The sequence below is a fragment of the Sphingopyxis panaciterrae genome, assembly GCF_011762125.1.
GTDB lineage: Bacteria > Pseudomonadota > Alphaproteobacteria > Sphingomonadales > Sphingomonadaceae > Sphingopyxis > Sphingopyxis panaciterrae.
In genome coordinates this window covers 188,040-204,081 of the sequence record NZ_JAASQN010000007.1, presented here as the reverse complement: position 1 = coordinate 204,081, position 16,042 = coordinate 188,040, and the positions used below count along the sequence as shown (strand labels likewise).

The window sequence follows — 16,042 nt, the reverse complement described above, 5'->3', positions numbered from 1 at the left end:
GCCCAGCCTGTCTAGGTAAACAGTGGTGGCGATCCCAATGCCGGTTCGACATAGAATTATTCACGCAGGGATTTTGCTTTAATATCCGATATATAGCGTGGACAAGCGGGCGGCTTGATCAGGACGGGGCCTCTTCGGGGCGCTTTTTGAGCCGGCTCCAGAACGCCTCGACGCTGGGGCTGCGCCGCGCGATCGGCTTGTATATCCGGATCTCGATCGGGACATGCCAGCGGGCGTCTCCGGCAGCGACGAGCCGGCCGCTTTCCAGATCGGCCTCGGCGAGGCTGAGCGGCGTCCAGCAAACGCCGCGTCCGTCGCGGGCCATCGACAGCAGCGCCGATGCCATATGCGAGCGGAAAACGGGGCGGAGCATCGCAGCGCCCGCCGACACGACCTTGGCCGCCTGAAGAATGCGTCCCATTCCCGACCGGTCCTCGAATTCGAGATAGGGCAGGGGATGCTCATCGGAACCGGGCAGCCGGTGGACCGGCGTCCCGTCGGACAGCGGCGCGGCGACCGGCAGCAGGACATCGGTGCCCAGATGGAGCGAGGCAAAGCCGGCGGGGTCGAGGCGGTGCGATGCGGCGGCATGGTGGTGGCACAGCAGGAAGTCGGCCTTGCCTTCCAGCATGAAGCGTTCGCACGCGACCATATGATCGGCGATCAGGGTGATCGTGCCGGCCTCCTGCCCGTTGTCGAGGCTGCGCAGCCAGGACGGGAAGAAGGAGGTCGACAGGGCATGCGTCGAAGCAAAGCGGATTTCGTTGCTCAGCGTACCGCCGATTTCGCGGACATTGTCGCGGCCGAGCGCAAGCCGCCGCAGGATATCCTCGGCCAGCACGCGAAAGGCCAGCCCCGCTTCGGTCAGCGCGATCCGGTGGGTGTCGCGGTCGACCAGCGTCGCGCCGACCCAGTCTTCGAGCGCGCGAATCCGCCGGCTGAACGCGGGCTGGGTCAGGTTGCGCGCCTCGGCGGCGCGGGAGAAATTGCCTTCATCAGCGAGCTTGATGAAGTCCTCTAGCCACATGATATCCATAAGAATCCATCTGTCGCATCAATTGATACTGTCCCGGCATTGGCTTCGCCGGAACAGGGCAAGCTAAGCCCTGCCTCGCGAAACCGCATGAAGGGCAGAGGTATGTCGTCGCCAAAGACGCTTTACGACAAAATTATCGATCGGCACCGGATATTGTCTTTGGGCGGCACCGAAGGCGCGGGTGAGCGCCTGTTGCTCTATATCGATAGAACCGTGCTCAACGAATATACAAGCCCGCAAGCCTTCAGCGGTCTGCGCGACGCGGGGCGCAAGCTCTGGCGGCCCGCGGCGTCGCTTGGCGTCGTCGATCATGTGAACTCGACGGCCCCCGTCCACGGCGAAGGCACGGTCGACGACGGTGCGCGGCGGCAGATCGAATATCTGATCGAGAACGGCCGCGATTTCGGAATCGAGATTTTCGACGTGCTGGACCCGCGGCAGGGAATCGAACATGTCGTGATGCCCGAACTGGGGCTGGTGCTGCCCGGAATGGTCATCGCCGCCGGGGACAGCCATTCGACGACTTATGGCGCCTTTGGTGTCGTGGGCTTCGGGATCGGCACGTCGGACATCGAACATCTGCTCGCCAGCCAGACGCTCGTCTATCGACGGCTGAAGACGATGCGCGTCACGATCGATGGCGATCTGGCGCCAGGCGTGACCGCCAAGGACGTCATCATGGAAGTCATTCGCCGGATCGGCGCTGACGGTGCGGCCGGACATGCGGTCGAATTTGCGGGCAAGGCGATCGACGCCATGGGGGTCGAGGCGCGCATGACGATTTGCAACATGGCGGTCGAATGCGGCGCGCGCGTCGCGCTGACGGCCCCCGACGACAAGGTGACCGACTATATTGCGGCCTGCCCGCGCGCGCCGTCGCCGACGATGCTCGATCGCGCGCGCGACATATGGCAAGCGCTGCGCAGCGACGCCGGGGCGCGATTTGACGCCGAACTGTTCGTCGCTGCCGGGGATGTGCCGCCGATGGTCAGCTGGGGCACCAGTCCCGATCAGGCGCTCGCGATCACCGACCGCGTTCCCGATCCCGCCGACCTCCCCGCGGAGCGCCGCGAGGATGCGAACCGCGCGATCACCTATATGGGGCTCGCACCGCGCATGGCGCTTCAGGATATCGCCATCGACCGCGCCTTTATCGGTTCGTGCACCAACGCGCGGCTGTCGGATATTCGGGATGCGGCGCGCATATTGAGGGGGCGCAAGGTTGCGCCGGGGGTGCGCGCGATGATTTCGCCGGGAAGCAGCACTGTGCGCCGCGAAGCCGAGCAAGAGGGACTGGACCGCATATTCCGCGACGCGGGTTTCGAGTGGCGCCAGTCGGGCTGCTCGCTCTGCCTCGCGATGAACGACGATATGCTCGCGCCGGGTGAGCGCTGCGCATCGAGTACCAATCGCAATTTCGAGGGGCGGCAGGGGATTGGCGGGCGCACGCATCTGATGAGTCCGGCGATGGTCGCGGCAGCGGCAGTGACCGGAAAGCTGGCCGATGTTCGCGCGTTCGCGGTGCAGGAGCCGCTGTGATGGAGCGCTTCCTTCGCCTGTCGGGCGGCGTCGCGGCAATGCCCGGGGCCAATATCGATACCGACGTCATCATGCCCAAGGCGTTCCTGAAAGGGATCGACCGATCGGGGCTCGCCGACGGACTTTTCCACGACCTCCGCTTCGATGCCGCGGGCGCGCGCCGCAACGACTTCATCCTGAACCGGCCCGGCATGACGGATACCCGTTTCCTGCTAGCGGGCCCCAATTTCGGATGCGGATCGTCGCGCGAACATGCGGTATGGGGGATGCTGCAATATGGCATCCGCGCCATCGCCGGAACCTCGTTCGGGGCGATATTCTCGGACAATGCGGCGAACAACGGACTGCTGCTCCTCACCCTTCCGGGGTCCGATATTGCCTTGCTGTCGGATATGCTGGACGATGGTGCCGGACAATGGACCATCGACCTTGAACAGGAACGTATCGAGATCGCCGACCGCATCATCCGTTTTGACGTCGACCCGGCGGCTCGTCAGGCGTTGATGCTGGGCCTCGACCGGATCGGCGAGACGCTGACCCATGCCGCGCATATCCGCGCGTTCGAGCAAGCCTATTTCGCAAGCAATCCATGGCTGGCCGGGCCAGCCGGCGGATGACCGCGCGGCCTGAATATCCCGATTTGCTGCCCGGCTTTCGCTGGCAGGATGTCGATGCGGCCGGCATCCGGATTCGCGCCGCGATCGGCGGTGCCGGGCCGCCGCTGCTGTTGCTGCACGGTCATCCGCAAACGCATCTCACCTGGTACAAGGTCGCACCCGAACTGGCGAAGCGCTTCACCGTCGTCGCGACCGATCTGCGCGGCTATGGCGACAGCGACAAGCCGCCGGGCGATGCCGATCACCGCAATTATTCCAAGCGCGCGATGGCGGCCGATCAGGTGTCGGTCATGGCGACGCTCGGTTTCGATCGCTTTGCAGTGGTTGCACACGACCGCGGCGCGCGCGTTGCGCACCGCATGGCGCTCGATCACCCCGAACGGATCAACCGTCTGGTCCTGCTCGACATTGCACCGACGGCGACGATGTACGCCGAAACCAGCCGCGCGTTCGCCACACGCTATTTCTGGTGGTTCTTCCTGATCCAGCCTTTCGACTTGCCCGAGCGGCTGATTTCGGCCGACCCCGATTTCTTTCTCGACCGTCATATTTCGGGGCAGACTAAGATAGCGGATTCGCTCGATCCGCGCGTGCTCGCCGAATATCGCCGCTGCTATCGCGACCCGGCAACGCGCCATGCGATCTGCGAAGACTATCGCGCCGCGGCCAGTATTGACCTTGAGCACGACGATGCGGACCGTGATCGCAAAATCGAAGCGCCGCTCCTTGTTCTCTGGGGTGGGCTTGGGACCGTTGGGGCGCTGTTCGATGTTCTGGAAACATGGCGGCCGAAGGCGCGCCATGTCGTGGGACATGCGATTGCATGCGGCCATAGTCCGCAGGAGGAAGCGCCGGATGCCCTCATGCTGGCGCTGAAGGATTTTCTTGTGGACGAGGACGACAGCTAGCCCCCCGAGCAGTTCCCTTGTTTTCGCCGCTCGTGACCGGCCGCTTTTCAGGTTTGATCCCCGAAAGCAGGCAGTCTGCTCTGGCCAGCCTCGGTCATCTGGGTAGAGCATCTCGTTTACACCGAGAGGGTCTGCGATCCGCTCTTTTTTGGAATCTCATCCATCGCGATGGCGATGTCGGACCGCACCTTCGGTGGCAGCGCCTTGTTGCCAAGCGCCGGTATCCCTATTTACGCCTCCAGCGAAAATACCAGACCTCATGGCCCTGCGCGCGCGCCTTGGCCTCATAGCGCGTTTCGGGCCAGCCGCCGGGGCGGACGAGGAAATCCTGCGCGTCCTTCGCCTGCCATTCGAACTGGTGGCGATGGCGCCGCATCACCATCAGCGCATGCGCAAGATAGATGGGATGGTCGGTGCCGAAACGGAACTCGCCGCCGGGTTTCAGCTTCGCGGCGATCAGGTCGACCGGGCCGTCGTTCATCATCCGCCGCTTCGCATGGCGCGCCTTGGGCCAGGGATCGGGATGGAGCAGATAGGCGAAACTCAGGGCGCCGTCGGGAATCCGTCGCAGCACTTCGAGCGCGTCGCCATGATGGATGCGGACATTGCCGAGCGGAAGGCGCTCGCCCCCCTCTTTTGCCAGATGGCGATCACCCGCGACATGGACGAGCGCCTGCGCGACGCCGTTGACGAAGGGCTCGGCACCGATGAAGCCATGGTCGGGCAGCATGTCGGCGCGCCCTGCCATATGCTCGCCGCCGCCGAAGCCGATTTCGAAATGCAGCGGCCGGTCGTAACCGAACAGCCGTTCGGCGGTGATCTCTCCGTCGGCGGGCACCGCGATCTGCGGCAGCAGATTGTCGACGAGATCCTGCTGGCCGGCGCGCAGCGGCTTGCCCTTGGCACGGCCATAGAGGCGGTTGATCGTCGTCGGGTCGCCGGGTTTGTAAGCGGTCATGCCGGGCGCCCTAGCCGAGCCGCGGCGCTCCGGTCAACGCAGCCCCTTGGTGCGATCCCGTCAACGCGGCGGCCAGGTCGTAGTGACGCCAGTCGGCCGGTCGCCATCGGCGAGCGCGAGGACGCGCCGGGGGGAGGGCAGGCGGTCCTGCGCCACGAGGAGGAAGCTCTGCGATGCGGTGATGAAATTGACCGAATAATAGCCGCCCGGCGTCTGCGGCTGCACCGCGAACGCCTTGCCATTGTCGCCGCGCGCCAGCAGGTAGCGGTCGCGCGTGTCGGCCGGACGATAGAGGGCCTGATTGCCGGCGACGACATGGTCGAAACACCAGCGCGCGGGTGTCATCCGCGCGGCCGGGGTCTGGACGCCGGCGGTCAGTGCGGCGGGCGCCAGCGTCGAATCGGCGGCTTCGGGATTGAAATTCAGCCGCTCGCCGCAATCGGCGATCGGTTGCACCGCGGCGGCCGGGTCGGTGCGCGGAAAGCTGATCCCGGCCAGCGCGGTTTCCATCCACGCCGACAATTCTTCGGGCCCGAGCGTGGCGGAGGTCGCGCGCAGCTTCACATACCAGTCGCCGACGGCGAACAGTGCGACCCCGGTGCTGCGGATACCTTCGACCCCCGCCGGCGCAAAAACCGCCTTGAGCCCGCTGCCGGCCGCGCGGCCCGGCGGGGTGAAGGCCGTCGGCGGCAGCGCCAGCGCGGGGTTCTTCAAATCCGCGCGCAGGCTGATCGCGCGCTGCGCCTGCGCGAACCATAGCGGCACCGACCCGTTGGTGTTGCGGAAGATATAGAGGGTGAGCTGCTGCCGCCCGTCGCTCGACCCGAAATTCTGGCTGATGTCGAGTTGGGGCTCGGCAAAGCTCGTCGCGCGCATGCGGGCGAGCTCGTCAAGCGTCGCGGGGATGGTGATGCCGCTGTGAATATGCGTCCATGCGGCCCCCGTTGCGACGGGCAGCGGTTGCTGTGCCCATGCCGCGGGGGCACAAAGCATCGCGAGCCCCGCCGCCGACAAGAAACTGAAAACGCGAATATTTGCCATCGCCATTCCGTCGCGAACCGTTCGCCTTTGCTGTCAGATCGGGCCGGTGATGGCAAGCGGCGTTGCGTCGGTGGTGCAATGCTGTGCTGGGCAGGGAGGCGTCTTTTTGCAAACCCGGGAATGGCTGTTTCCGGCCAATTGCAGCCATTACCCTTATCGTCACCCCGGACTTGATCCGGGGTCCCGCTGGACGTCGAAACCTGCGCTACCTTCAAAAAAGCGGGATCCCGGGTCAAGCCCGGGATGACGAAGGTGAGTAGAGCTCATGGCAGCTCTCCACCCCAAAGCGGAAGCTATTATGGGGGTGCAATCGACATAATCGTCGCAGCTATTCAGGCCAGATCGCCATCCGCGCCTCAGGCCGCAAGCGCAGCCTTCAGCTTGTCGACGAGGTCGGTGCGTTCCCACGGGAAGCTGTCGCCTTCCGACGTGCGGCCGAAATGGCCATAGGCGGCGGTCTGCTTGTAGATCGGCTTGTTGAGGCCGAGGTGGGTGCGGATGCCCTTCGGCGTCAGGCGCACGAGCTGGGGGATGATCGCCTCCAGCTTGCCTTCATCGACATTGCCGGTGCCGTGCAGGTCGACATAGATCGACAGCGGTTCGGCAACGCCGATCGCGTAGGAGAGCTGGATCGTGCAGCGGCGCGCGAGGCCGGCGGCGACGATATTCTTGGCGAGGTAACGCGTGATATAGGCAGCCGAGCGATCGACCTTGGTCGGGTCCTTGCCGCTGAAAGCGCCGCCGCCGTGCGGGCTGGCGCCACCATAGGTGTCGACGATGATCTTGCGGCCGGTCAGCCCGGCGTCGCCGTCGGGGCCGCCGATCTCGAACCGGCCCGTCGGGTTGATGTGATAGACGGTGTTCGCGGTCAGCAATTCGGCGGGCAGCACATCGGCGATCACGCCGAGCACATATTTGCGCAGCTCGATATATTTCGCCTCGTCGCCTTCGCCATTGTGGAAATAATAACCCGGCGCATGCTGGGTCGACACGACGATCGCGGTCGCCTCGACCGGGCGTTCGTTGGCGTAGCGCAGCGTGACCTGGCTCTTGGTATCGGGTTCGAGGAAGGACGCGGTGCCCGCCTTGCGGTCGGCGGCCATGCGCTCGAGGATCTTGTGGCTGTAATCGAGCGTCGCGGGCATCAGGTCGGGGGTTTCGTCCGACGCATAGCCGAACATGATGCCCTGGTCGCCGGCGCCTTCGTCCTTGTCGCCGCTTTCGTCGACACCCTGCGCGATATGCGCCGACTGGCCGTGAAGATTATTTTCGAAGCGGAAGGTTTTCCAGTGGAAGCCGTCCTGTTCATAGCCGATTTCGCGAACGGTATTGCGGACGGTCGCTTCGATTTCCTCGAGCGCGCCCGGAGCCCATTCGCCATTTTCGAACACGCCCTTGCAGCGGATTTCGCCGGCGAGCACGACGAGCTGGGTCGTGGTCAGCGTTTCGCACGCAACGCGGGCTTCGGGATCCTTCGACAGGAACAGGTCGACGATCGAATCGCTGATCTGGTCGGCCACCTTGTCGGGATGCCCTTCGGACACGCTTTCGGAGGTGAACAGGAAGCTGTTGCGCATGGGAGACCTTCTATGACTCGGATATAAAGGATGCTTTATGTCAGGCCGCTGTTAGCGTCCGCGACGACGAAAGGCAATGGCCGCCACGAGCAGCAGCAACGCGAATCCGACGGGCAGCGCATTGCCGTAACGCGCGAAGAGCGTGGGCGGATGGGGTTTGGGAACGAAGCTGTCGATGCGTCCCGCCTGGTGCATCGGCAGCGACGCGAGGATGCGGCCGTCGGCATCGATGACCGCGCTGATTCCGGTGGGGGTCGCGCGGACGACGGGCAGCCCTTCCTCGATCGCGCGCAACCGCGCCTGCGCCAGATGCTGCGGCGGACCCCAGGCGCCGAACCACGCATCGTTCGACGGATTGAAGATGAAATCGGGGCGATGGTCGCGGTCGACCACCTGCCCCGAGAAGATGATTTCGTAGCAGATTTGCAGTCCGGCGCGGCCGAAGGCCCCCAGGTCGAGGGTGCGAGCCCCGGGGCCGGGCCAGAAATCGATGTCGCCGGGGGCGAGCCGCGACAGGCCGATGGCGGACAGGATCGGACGCATCGGCAGATATTCGCCATAGGGGACGAGGTGCGACTTGTCGTAACGCGCACCAAGCGTGCCGTCGGCATGGACGGTCATTACCGCATTGCGCGCGCCGACGGCATTGCCTTCGCGATCGAACTCAAGCTTCAGCGCGCCAAGCAGCATCAGGTCGCCGGGGTTCATCAGGCCGGTCAGCCGCCCGCGTGCGGCGGCGGGCGAGCGGTCGTAATAATAGGATGGATAGCCGGTTTCGAGATAGTCGGGGATCGCGGCTTCGGGCCACAGGATCAGGCGCGGCTTGTCATCCTTGGGCGCCGTCAGCCGCGCGAGCTTGGCGAAATTGGCTTCGGCCTTGCTGCCTTCCCATTTGTCCTGCTGTCCGACATTGGGCTGGACGACGGTGATGGCGATAGGCTTTGCGCCTTTGGAGCGAACGGCGGCGTCGACGTCACCGCTCATTTGCGCCAGAAATGCGGCGCCCCACAAGACGAGCAGGCTGGCGAACAGCGCGGCGGCGGCGACGCGGCGGCGAAACCAGGCCAGGATCAGGACGGCCGCGAGCAGGCAGATGACCCCGCTCATGCCATAGCTGCCGATCCAGCGCGCGGGCGCGGCGACGTGCGGGACGGCGATCACGCCCAGCGGATTCCAGGCAAAGCCGGTGAAGACCCAGCTGCGCAGCCATTCGGTGAACGTCCACAGGCCCGCGAAGGCCAGCAGATAGGATGGCGCCGCGAAATGCGCATCGGCTCTGGGTCTCATCATCCAGGCGCCCCACGCCGCGAGAGCGGGGTAGACCGCCAGATAGAGCGAGAGCAGCACGACCGCGATCCAGCCGAGCCACGCGGGCATCGCCGCCTGATAGGTGAAGGCAGTCGCGATCCAGTTGAGACCGATGACGAAATGGCCGACGCCGAACGCCCAGCCGAGGCCGAGCGCGCGCCAACCCTGCGGACTGCGCGCGACGAGCGCCATCCAGCCGGCGAGCGCGAGCAAGGTCAGCGGCCAGAGGTGGAGCGGCGCGAAACCGGTCGCCGAAACGGCGCCGAGCAGCAGGGCGAGAAGCTTTGGCCAGCGGTCGGCAAAAGCGGCGATGCGGGAGGAGGTCGCGGTCACACGCGCTGCTTTAGCGCTGCGTCTTCGGCCCGACAATGGCGCTTGCGTGCCGTCGGCAAGAAGTCTGTCGGCAGATGACTGGGTGCTGCCACAACTCAAGACCGTCGCCCCCGCGAAGGCGGGGGCCGCTATCGGCCTAGCGTAAGATTGCCAGCGGCCCCCGCCTTCGCGGGGGCGACGGATGGGCATGGGGCATCCGCTCCCCCAAAGCCGCCCTGAACGGCGCCAGTTCTCTACAGCATATATTTCATCTTGATCGACTGGCGCAGGTCGCCCGTCACCGCGAAGCTGGCCGACTTGAAACTCGGCGGGCCGACGGTGATCGCCGGGTTGCGCGAAAAGCCGAAGCCCTCCTTGGGCAGGAAGAGGGCGACATCCATCTTGTTGTTGCTGTTCTCGTCATGGACGACCGCGATCGCATAGGTGCCGGTGGCGGGCGCGTGGATCAGGAAGTCGCCGGCGTCGGCGGCCTTCACCGCCATCCGCACCGACGTCTTGTCCTTGCTGCAATCGGGGAACGCCTTGCGATTGGTGGTCAGGCAAACCAGGACCTGCCCCTTCGCACTGCGCAGCCCGGTGACGCTGACTTCAACCGTCGGCGCGGGCGCGCTCGCCGCGATCAGCAGCGGCAAAAGAGCCAAGCCCGATATCCGTGCCGCACGCCTTGTCCCAAAAACGGAAATAAAGCCCATAATTCCCCCGGTAAGCGGCGTGATGCTGTTCATGGTGCGTCGCGGTTATCAGCCAGCGCCCCGCGGGTCCATGAACAAGCGCGCGCGGGAACATCTCCCACCCCATATGATTGCCGACTCCCATGACGGTCATGATGGCGAGCACCAGTCCCAGCACCGCGACATGGATGGGGGTCAGGAAGACGAGCGCCGGGATGACGATCGCACCGGTGATCGCCTCGACCGGATGAAAGCTCATCGCCGCCCACGCGGTCGGCGGGCGGCTGTCGTGATGCACGCTGTGCGCGATACGAAACCAGCGGGGCCGGTGCATCCAGCGGTGCGTCCAATAGAAATATGTATCGTGGATCAACAGATAAGCGAACAGGCTGACCGGCAGGTACCAGAGCGGAAAGGCATGCACATCGGTGTAGATGCGCGTCCAGCCATGCGCCTGCCATCCCCAGGCGACGACGCCCGCCGGAACGCCATAGATGGCGGCGCTCGCGAGGCTCCAGCCGATCTCGCGCCGCATCTGCCGCTCGAGCCCGCGATAGAGGCCGGGATGCCTGCGCTTCGTCGCGAAGGCGAAGGCGCCGCTGGTGATCAGATAGCGCACGCCGACGATCACGGTCATCGCGAGCGCGGAATACAGGATCGCCCAGCCGGTCATGCGGCAAGGCTAGCCGCTTGGCGCGGCGTTGCAATGGCTTTGCGCCCGCGCGTTCCGGGAGCTAAGGCGGGGGGATGGCCGGGCGAACCACGGACAGATGCGATATTGCGATCGTCGGCGGCGGGCTCGCCGGCGGGCTGGCGGCGCTCGCGCTCGCGGCGAAGCGGCCCGACCTCGACGTGCGGCTGATCGAACCGGGGCCGGTGGGCGGCAACCATGTCTGGTCCTTCTTCGACAGCGATATCGCCAAACAGGACCGCTGGCTCGTCGCGCCGCTCGTCCGCCATCACTGGCCGAAATATGACGTGCGCTTTCCCTCGCACCAGCGCAGCGTGCGGATGGGATATAAAAGCATCACCGGCGAGGCATTGGCCGAGGCGGTCGCCGCCGCGCTGCCCGATGGCGCGGTCATCGCCGATCGCGCCAAGCATGTCGCGCCCGATCATCTGCTGCTGTCGCGCGGCGGGCGCCTGTCGGCGAAGCATGTCATCGATGCGCGCGGCGCGGTGAAATTCCCGACTTTGGTCTGCGGCTGGCAGAAGTTCGTCGGCCGCGCGCTGACGATCAAGGGCGGGCATGGGGTCGAGCGTCCGGTGGTGATGGATGCGACCGTCGAGCAGGCCGATGGCTATCGCTTCGTCTATCTGTTGCCCTTCGATGCCGAGACCCTGTTCGTCGAGGATACCTATTACAGCGACGACCCCGATCTCGACATCGCGGCGATCGGTGATCGCATCACCGCCTATGCCGCGGCGCAGGGCTGGGAGCTCGCGGCGACGGGGCGCGAGGAGACGGGGCGCGAGGAGACGGGGGTGCTGCCGGTGGTGATCGCGGGCGACTTCGAACGGCTGTGGCCCGCGTCCGACCGCACCGCGCGGATCGGGGTGCGCGCCGGGGCGTTCCATGCGACGACCGGCTATTCGCTCCCCGATGCGGTGCGCACCGCGGCGATATTGCCCGATCTGGCCGGCCGGCCCGATCTCCCCGCGATCCTTCGCGACCGCGCGGCGGCGGCGTGGCGGCGCCAGCGTTTCTATCGCATGCTCGGCGCGATGCTGTTCCGGGCGGCCGAACCCGATGCGCGCTATCGCATCTTCCAGCGCTTTTATCGCTTGCCCGCAGGGCTGATCGCGCGCTTCTATGCGGGGCGGTCGCGGACCGCGGACAAGCTGCGCATCCTGGCGGGGAAGCCGCCGGTGCGTGTCGGCCGCGCGATCGCGGCGCTGCGCAGTTTCGACTGGCAATGACCCGCCGCGCGATCGTCATCGGCGCCGGCTTCGGCGGCCTCGCGCTCGCGATCCGGCTGCAATCGGCGGGCGTTGAAACGACGATCGTCGAGGCGCGCGACCAGCCCGGCGGGCGGGCCTATCACTGGAAAACGGACGGTTTTATCTTCGATGCCGGGCCGACGGTGATTACCGACCCGCCGTGCCTGGAGGAACTTTGGGCACTGAGCGGGCAGGACATGGCGGGCGACGTCGATCTGGTGCCGGTCATGCCCTTTTACCGGCTGAACTGGCCCGACGGGACGAATTTCGACTATTCGAACGACGAGGCCGCGCTGCGCGCCGAAATCGCCAAGCTCCACCCCGCCGATATCGACGGCTACGACCGCTTTCTTGCCTATTCGAAGGGCGTCTACGAACAGGGTTATGTGAAACTCGGCGCGGTCGCCTTTCTCGACTTCGCCTCGATGATCCGCGCGGCGCCGGCGCTGATGAAATATCAGGCGTGGCGCAGCGTTTATTCGATCGTTTCTTCCTATGTGCAGGACGAGCGGCTGCGGCAGGCGCTGTCATTTCACACCTTGCTGGTCGGCGGCAATCCGATGACGACCAGCGCGATCTACGCGCTGATCCACACGATCGAAAAGGACGGCGGCGTCTGGTTCGCGCGCGGTGGCACCAACGCGCTGGTCGGCGGCATGGTGCGATTGTTCGAGCGGCTGGGCGGGGCGCTGAAGCTCGGCGATCCGGCGCTGAAGATCGACACCGCCGGCGATCGCGCGACCGGCGTGACGACGGCGGGCGGCTGGCACGCCGACGCCGACATGGTCGTATGCAACGGCGACCTGATGCACAGCTATAAGGCGTTGCTCGCCGGTCATCCGCGCGGCGCCAGGGTGGCGAAGTCGCTGACGCGCAAGCGCTGGTCGCCGTCGCTGTTCGTCGTCCATTTCGGGGTGAAGGGCGACTATCCCGACATCGCGCATCACAGCATCCTGTTCGGTCCGCGCTACAAGGGACTGCTCGATGATATTTATGGCGGCGTCGTTCCGCCGGACTTCTCGCTCTATCTTCATCACCCGAGCGTCACCGACCCCGGCATGGCGCCGCCGGGGCATTCGACCTTCTACGCGCTCGCCCCCGTCGCGCATCTCGGCAAGGCGCAGGCCGACTGGGACGGCGACTTCGGCGCGCGTTTCGCCGATGCGATATTGGACGAGGTCGAGCGCCGCGTCGCGCCCGGCCTCCGCGCCAATATCGTCACCCGCTTTCACTACACCCCCGCCGATTTCGGCCGCGACCTGTCGGCGCATCTCGGCAGCGCGTTCAGCCTCGAGCCTGTCCTGTGGCAAAGCGCCTGGTTCCGCGCCCACAACCGCGACGACCTGATTTCAAACCTTTACTTCGTCGGCGCCGGGACGCATCCGGGGGCGGGTATTCCGGGGGTCGTAGGCAGCGCCAAGGCGACCGCCCGATTGATGTTGGAAGATATATGAAACGCCTTGCCGTCTATTGCGGGTCCGCAACCCCCGAGGATCCGATCTATATCGAAACCGCGCGCCATGTCGGGCGCACGCTGGCGACACGCGGCATCGGGGTCGTCTATGGCGGCGGCCGGCTCGGGCTGATGGGTGCGGTCGCCGACAGCGCATTGGAAGCGGGCGGCGAGGTGATCGGGATCATTCCCGAGGCGCTCGTCGGCGCCGAGGTCGCGCACCGCGGTTGCACCGAATTGCACGTCGTCAGCGGCATGCACGAACGCAAGCGCATGTTCACTGACCTCTCCGACGGTTTCCTGACCATCCCCGGCGGGGTCGGGACGATGGACGAACTGTGGGAAGCGATCAGCTGGGCGCAGCTTGGCTATCATGCGAAGCCGGTCGGGCTGCTCAATGCCGCGGGTTTTTACAATGAACTGATCGCCTTCAACCGCAAGATGGCCGAGGTCGGCTTTGTCCGCGCCGCGCACGCCGGGATCATGATCGTCGATGCGGGGCTCGACGAACTGCTCGAAAAAATGGCGGCCCATGTTCCGCACAAGACGATTTTCGCGATGAAGGCCGACGATCTTTAATGGCCGAAGCGGGGGCCTATGACGCGCATGCCCTCCACGGTTTCGCGCACGACAGCATCGCGCGCGGATCGAAAAGTTTTGCCTTGGCCAGCCAGCTCTTCGACCGCGAAACGCGCGAACGCGTCTGGCTGCTCTACGCCTGGTGCCGCGCCGCCGACGATCTGACCGATGGGCAGGATCATGGCGGCGCGATGACGCCGAACCATGACCCGGCGGTGGCGGTCGCGCATATCCGGGCGCAGACCGACCGGGCGTTCGCGGGCGATCCGATCGGCGATCCGGCCTTCGACGCGCTCGGTTTCCTGCTCACCGAAGTGGCGATTCCGCGCGCGGTGATCGACGATATCGTCGCCGGTTTCGAACTCGATGCCCGCGACTGGCGACCGCGCAGCGAGGCGGACCTGCTGCGCTATGCCTATCATGTCGCGGGCGCGGTCGGCGTCGCGATGGCGCTGGTCATGGGCATCGAGCCCGCCGACGAGACGACGCTCGACCGCGCGTCGGACCTGGGCATCGCGTTCCAGCTCGCCAATATCGCGCGCGATGTCGCCGAGGATGCCGCCGCCGACCGCTGCTATCTGCCCGTCGAATGGATGGTCGAACTCGACATCCCGCCGGGGCAGCATATGCACCCCGCCTTTCGCGGGCGGCTGTCGGTGATGGCGAAATGGCTGGCCGAAATGGCCGAGGAATATGAAGCATCGGCGCGCTGGGGCGCGCGCAAGCTCGGCCCGCGCAGCCGTTGGGCGGTGCTAGCTGCGGCAGGCATTTATGGCGACATCGCGCGCGAGGTGCGGGCGCGCGGCGATCATGCATGGGACCACCGCGCGGGGACGTCGCTGTTCGGCAAGCTTGGCTGGGTCGCACGAGCCGGCTGGTCGGTGCTGCGCCGCCCGCCGCAGCGGCGGATCAGCCGCGAAGGGCTGTGGACACGGCCCCGGCTTGGCGCGGCTGAATGAGCGAGATTGAATGGATCGCGGCGGCGCTGGTCCTGATCAACGTCGCGCTCGTCGCGCTGCGCAGCGTCTGGAATTATCCCTTCGCGCTCGTCGCGGTCAGCCTTTACGCGATCGTCTTCTATGAAGCGCGGCTCTACAGCGACATGCTGCTCCAGGGCTTTTTCCTTGCGCTCAACCTCTATGGTTGGGCCGCCTGGATGCGCGCGCGTGACGAGAGCGGCGTTCCCGTCGGCTGGATGACGCCGCGGGCGCGCGCCGCGTGGGGCGGCACGACGGTCGCGGCGTGGGTCGGGTGGAGCTATATGATGCACCGCCATACCGACGCCGCCGCGCCGTGGATCGACGGCGCGGTCGCGATGCTCAGCATCACCGCGCAATGGCTGCTCGCGCGGCGCCGGGTCGAAAGCTGGTTTCTCTGGATCCTCGTCGACCTGATCGCGATCCCGCTCTTTGCATGGCGCGGGCTTTACGCGACGAGCGCGGTCTATGTCGTGCTGCTCGGCCTGTCGATCGACGGGCTGATCCAGTGGCGCCGCGCCGCCGCGCCCGGCCGGGTGGCGGCATGACGCGCCATATCTGCCTCCACGGCGCCGAAAGCACCGGCAAGTCGACGCTGGCGCCGCGGCTCGCGGCCCGGCTGGGCGGCGTGGTCGTGCCCGAATATGGCCGCATCTATAGCGAAGCCCATGGCACCGACTTCGACGCCGCCGACCTGCTCGCGATTTTCGAGGGGCATGTCGCGGCAACCGAGGCGGCGCTGGCGGCAAAGCCTGCCTGGCTCGTCTCCGACACCGATCCGCTGATGACGCAGGCATGGGCGATCATGCTGCTCGGGCGGCGCCTGCCGCGGATCGATGCATGGGACGCGGTGGCCGACCTCTACCTCGTCCCCGCGATGGACCTTGCGTGGGAAGAGGATGGCACGCGGCTGTTCGGCAGCGACCTGGCGCGGCGCCAGTTCATGGACGTCGCGATCGGCGAACTCGACCGGCGCGGGCTGGCATGGGCGTGGGTCGAGGGTGAGGGCGACGCGCGGCTCGAGAATGCGCTGGCGGCGATCGGGGCGGCGGGGTTGGGGTGAGCTGCTCAGCAGAAGGGGGCGAGTGGCGGTTTTGGGCTGGA

16 protein-coding genes are annotated in these 16,042 nt (G+C 66.1%); 9 read left to right on the top strand and 7 right to left on the bottom strand.

All coding sequences use genetic code 11. The features are described 5' to 3' along the window. Positions 1–118: 118 nt before the first annotated feature. The gene (locus FHR22_RS20420; RefSeq protein WP_166945708.1) at positions 119–1,036 is read right to left on the bottom strand and encodes a LysR family transcriptional regulator; all 918 of its coding nucleotides are present in this window, start codon (positions 1,034–1,036) and stop codon (positions 119–121) included. 102 nt (positions 1,037–1,138) lie between these two features. On the opposite strand from FHR22_RS20420, the gene leuC reads away from it, so the two are divergent. Genes leuC through FHR22_RS20405 form a run of 3 tightly spaced genes read left to right on the top strand, consistent with a single transcriptional unit; the run spans position 1,139 to position 4,100 of the window. Then, complete coding sequence (gene leuC / locus FHR22_RS20415; protein WP_166945706.1) at positions 1,139–2,575, top strand: 3-isopropylmalate dehydratase large subunit; 1,437 nt, start codon at positions 1,139–1,141, stop codon at positions 2,573–2,575. Continuing rightward, on the top strand, positions 2,575–3,192 hold the full coding sequence (leuD, locus tag FHR22_RS20410; protein WP_166945704.1) for a 3-isopropylmalate dehydratase small subunit: 618 nt from the start codon (positions 2,575–2,577) through the stop codon (positions 3,190–3,192). The genes leuC and leuD overlap by 1 nt, the downstream gene beginning before the upstream one ends. Then, on the top strand, positions 3,189–4,100 hold the full coding sequence (locus FHR22_RS20405; RefSeq protein ID WP_166945702.1) for an alpha/beta fold hydrolase: 912 nt from the start codon (positions 3,189–3,191) through the stop codon (positions 4,098–4,100). Before leuD ends, FHR22_RS20405 begins: the two co-directional genes overlap by 4 nt. 226 nt (positions 4,101–4,326) lie before the next feature. Here the strand turns inward: FHR22_RS20405 and trmB are convergent, their stop codons facing one another. From trmB to FHR22_RS20375, 6 genes are all read right to left on the bottom strand, one after another. Continuing rightward, positions 4,327–5,058, bottom strand: coding sequence for a tRNA (guanine(46)-N(7))-methyltransferase TrmB (gene trmB / locus FHR22_RS20400; RefSeq protein ID WP_166945700.1), 732 nt, complete (start codon positions 5,056–5,058; stop codon positions 4,327–4,329). Positions 5,059–5,118: 60 nt separating this feature from the next. Then, complete coding sequence (locus tag FHR22_RS20395; RefSeq protein WP_166945698.1) at positions 5,119–6,099, bottom strand: hypothetical protein; 981 nt, start codon at positions 6,097–6,099, stop codon at positions 5,119–5,121. 356 nt (positions 6,100–6,455) lie between these two features. Further along, a complete protein-coding gene (gene metK, locus FHR22_RS20390) occupies positions 6,456–7,676 on the bottom strand; it encodes a methionine adenosyltransferase (protein ID WP_166945696.1) in 1,221 nt (406 codons plus the stop codon). Positions 7,677–7,727: 51 nt separating this feature from the next. Continuing rightward, positions 7,728–9,317 (bottom strand): apolipoprotein N-acyltransferase, encoded by a 1,590-nt coding sequence (gene lnt, locus FHR22_RS20385; RefSeq protein ID WP_341787066.1) that lies wholly within the window; start codon positions 9,315–9,317, stop codon positions 7,728–7,730. A 233-nt stretch (positions 9,318–9,550) separates the two neighbouring features. Further along, positions 9,551–9,958 (bottom strand): DUF2141 domain-containing protein, encoded by a 408-nt coding sequence (locus FHR22_RS20380; RefSeq protein WP_243853903.1) that lies wholly within the window; start codon positions 9,956–9,958, stop codon positions 9,551–9,553. Beyond that, the gene (locus FHR22_RS20375; RefSeq protein WP_166945690.1) at positions 9,906–10,661 is read right to left on the bottom strand and encodes a sterol desaturase family protein; all 756 of its coding nucleotides are present in this window, start codon (positions 10,659–10,661) and stop codon (positions 9,906–9,908) included. Before FHR22_RS20375 ends, FHR22_RS20380 begins: the two co-directional genes overlap by 53 nt. 74 nt (positions 10,662–10,735) lie before the next feature. Between FHR22_RS20375 and crtY the strand changes: the two genes are divergently transcribed. The 6 genes from crtY to FHR22_RS20345 are packed head-to-tail and all read left to right on the top strand — an operon-like array spanning position 10,736 to position 16,001. Further along, complete coding sequence (crtY, locus tag FHR22_RS20370) at positions 10,736–11,908, top strand: lycopene beta-cyclase CrtY (protein WP_166945688.1); 1,173 nt, start codon at positions 10,736–10,738, stop codon at positions 11,906–11,908. Further along, on the top strand, positions 11,905–13,383 hold the full coding sequence (locus tag FHR22_RS20365) for a phytoene desaturase (protein WP_166945686.1): 1,479 nt from the start codon (positions 11,905–11,907) through the stop codon (positions 13,381–13,383). Before crtY ends, FHR22_RS20365 begins: the two co-directional genes overlap by 4 nt. Next, positions 13,380–13,961, top strand: coding sequence for an LOG family protein (locus FHR22_RS20360; protein ID WP_166945685.1), 582 nt, complete (start codon positions 13,380–13,382; stop codon positions 13,959–13,961). Before FHR22_RS20365 ends, FHR22_RS20360 begins: the two co-directional genes overlap by 4 nt. Then, positions 13,961–14,920: a phytoene/squalene synthase family protein gene (locus FHR22_RS20355; RefSeq protein WP_166945684.1), complete on the top strand. Its 960-nt coding sequence runs from the start codon at positions 13,961–13,963 to the stop codon at positions 14,918–14,920. Before FHR22_RS20360 ends, FHR22_RS20355 begins: the two co-directional genes overlap by 1 nt. Beyond that, positions 14,917–15,486, top strand: coding sequence for a nicotinamide riboside transporter PnuC (pnuC, locus tag FHR22_RS20350; protein WP_166945683.1), 570 nt, complete (start codon positions 14,917–14,919; stop codon positions 15,484–15,486). The genes FHR22_RS20355 and pnuC overlap by 4 nt, the downstream gene beginning before the upstream one ends. Next, complete coding sequence (locus tag FHR22_RS20345; protein WP_166945682.1) at positions 15,483–16,001, top strand: AAA family ATPase; 519 nt, start codon at positions 15,483–15,485, stop codon at positions 15,999–16,001. Before pnuC ends, FHR22_RS20345 begins: the two co-directional genes overlap by 4 nt. Positions 16,002–16,042: the final 41 nt, after the last annotated feature.

Bases quoted from the DNA above. Each gene is read 5' to 3' on its own strand.
- FHR22_RS20420 (WP_166945708.1), bottom strand. From the start codon at position 1,036: ATGGATATCATGTGGCTAGAGGACTTCATCAAGCTCGCTGATGAAGGC.
- leuC (WP_166945706.1), top strand. From the start codon at position 1,139: ATGTCGTCGCCAAAGACGCTTTACGACAAAATTATCGATCGGCACCGG.
- leuD (WP_166945704.1), top strand. From the start codon at position 2,575: ATGGAGCGCTTCCTTCGCCTGTCGGGCGGCGTCGCGGCAATGCCCGGG.
- FHR22_RS20405 (WP_166945702.1), top strand. From the start codon at position 3,189: ATGACCGCGCGGCCTGAATATCCCGATTTGCTGCCCGGCTTTCGCTGG.
- trmB (WP_166945700.1), bottom strand. From the start codon at position 5,058: ATGACCGCTTACAAACCCGGCGACCCGACGACGATCAACCGCCTCTAT.
- FHR22_RS20395 (WP_166945698.1), bottom strand. From the start codon at position 6,099: ATGGCAAATATTCGCGTTTTCAGTTTCTTGTCGGCGGCGGGGCTCGCG.
- metK (WP_166945696.1), bottom strand. From the start codon at position 7,676: ATGCGCAACAGCTTCCTGTTCACCTCCGAAAGCGTGTCCGAAGGGCAT.
- FHR22_RS20375 (WP_166945690.1), bottom strand. From the start codon at position 10,661: ATGACCGGCTGGGCGATCCTGTATTCCGCGCTCGCGATGACCGTGATC.
- crtY (WP_166945688.1), top strand. From the start codon at position 10,736: ATGGCCGGGCGAACCACGGACAGATGCGATATTGCGATCGTCGGCGGC.
- FHR22_RS20365 (WP_166945686.1), top strand. From the start codon at position 11,905: ATGACCCGCCGCGCGATCGTCATCGGCGCCGGCTTCGGCGGCCTCGCG.
- FHR22_RS20360 (WP_166945685.1), top strand. From the start codon at position 13,380: ATGAAACGCCTTGCCGTCTATTGCGGGTCCGCAACCCCCGAGGATCCG.
- FHR22_RS20355 (WP_166945684.1), top strand. From the start codon at position 13,961: ATGGCCGAAGCGGGGGCCTATGACGCGCATGCCCTCCACGGTTTCGCG.
- pnuC (WP_166945683.1), top strand. From the start codon at position 14,917: ATGAGCGAGATTGAATGGATCGCGGCGGCGCTGGTCCTGATCAACGTC.
- FHR22_RS20345 (WP_166945682.1), top strand. From the start codon at position 15,483: ATGACGCGCCATATCTGCCTCCACGGCGCCGAAAGCACCGGCAAGTCG.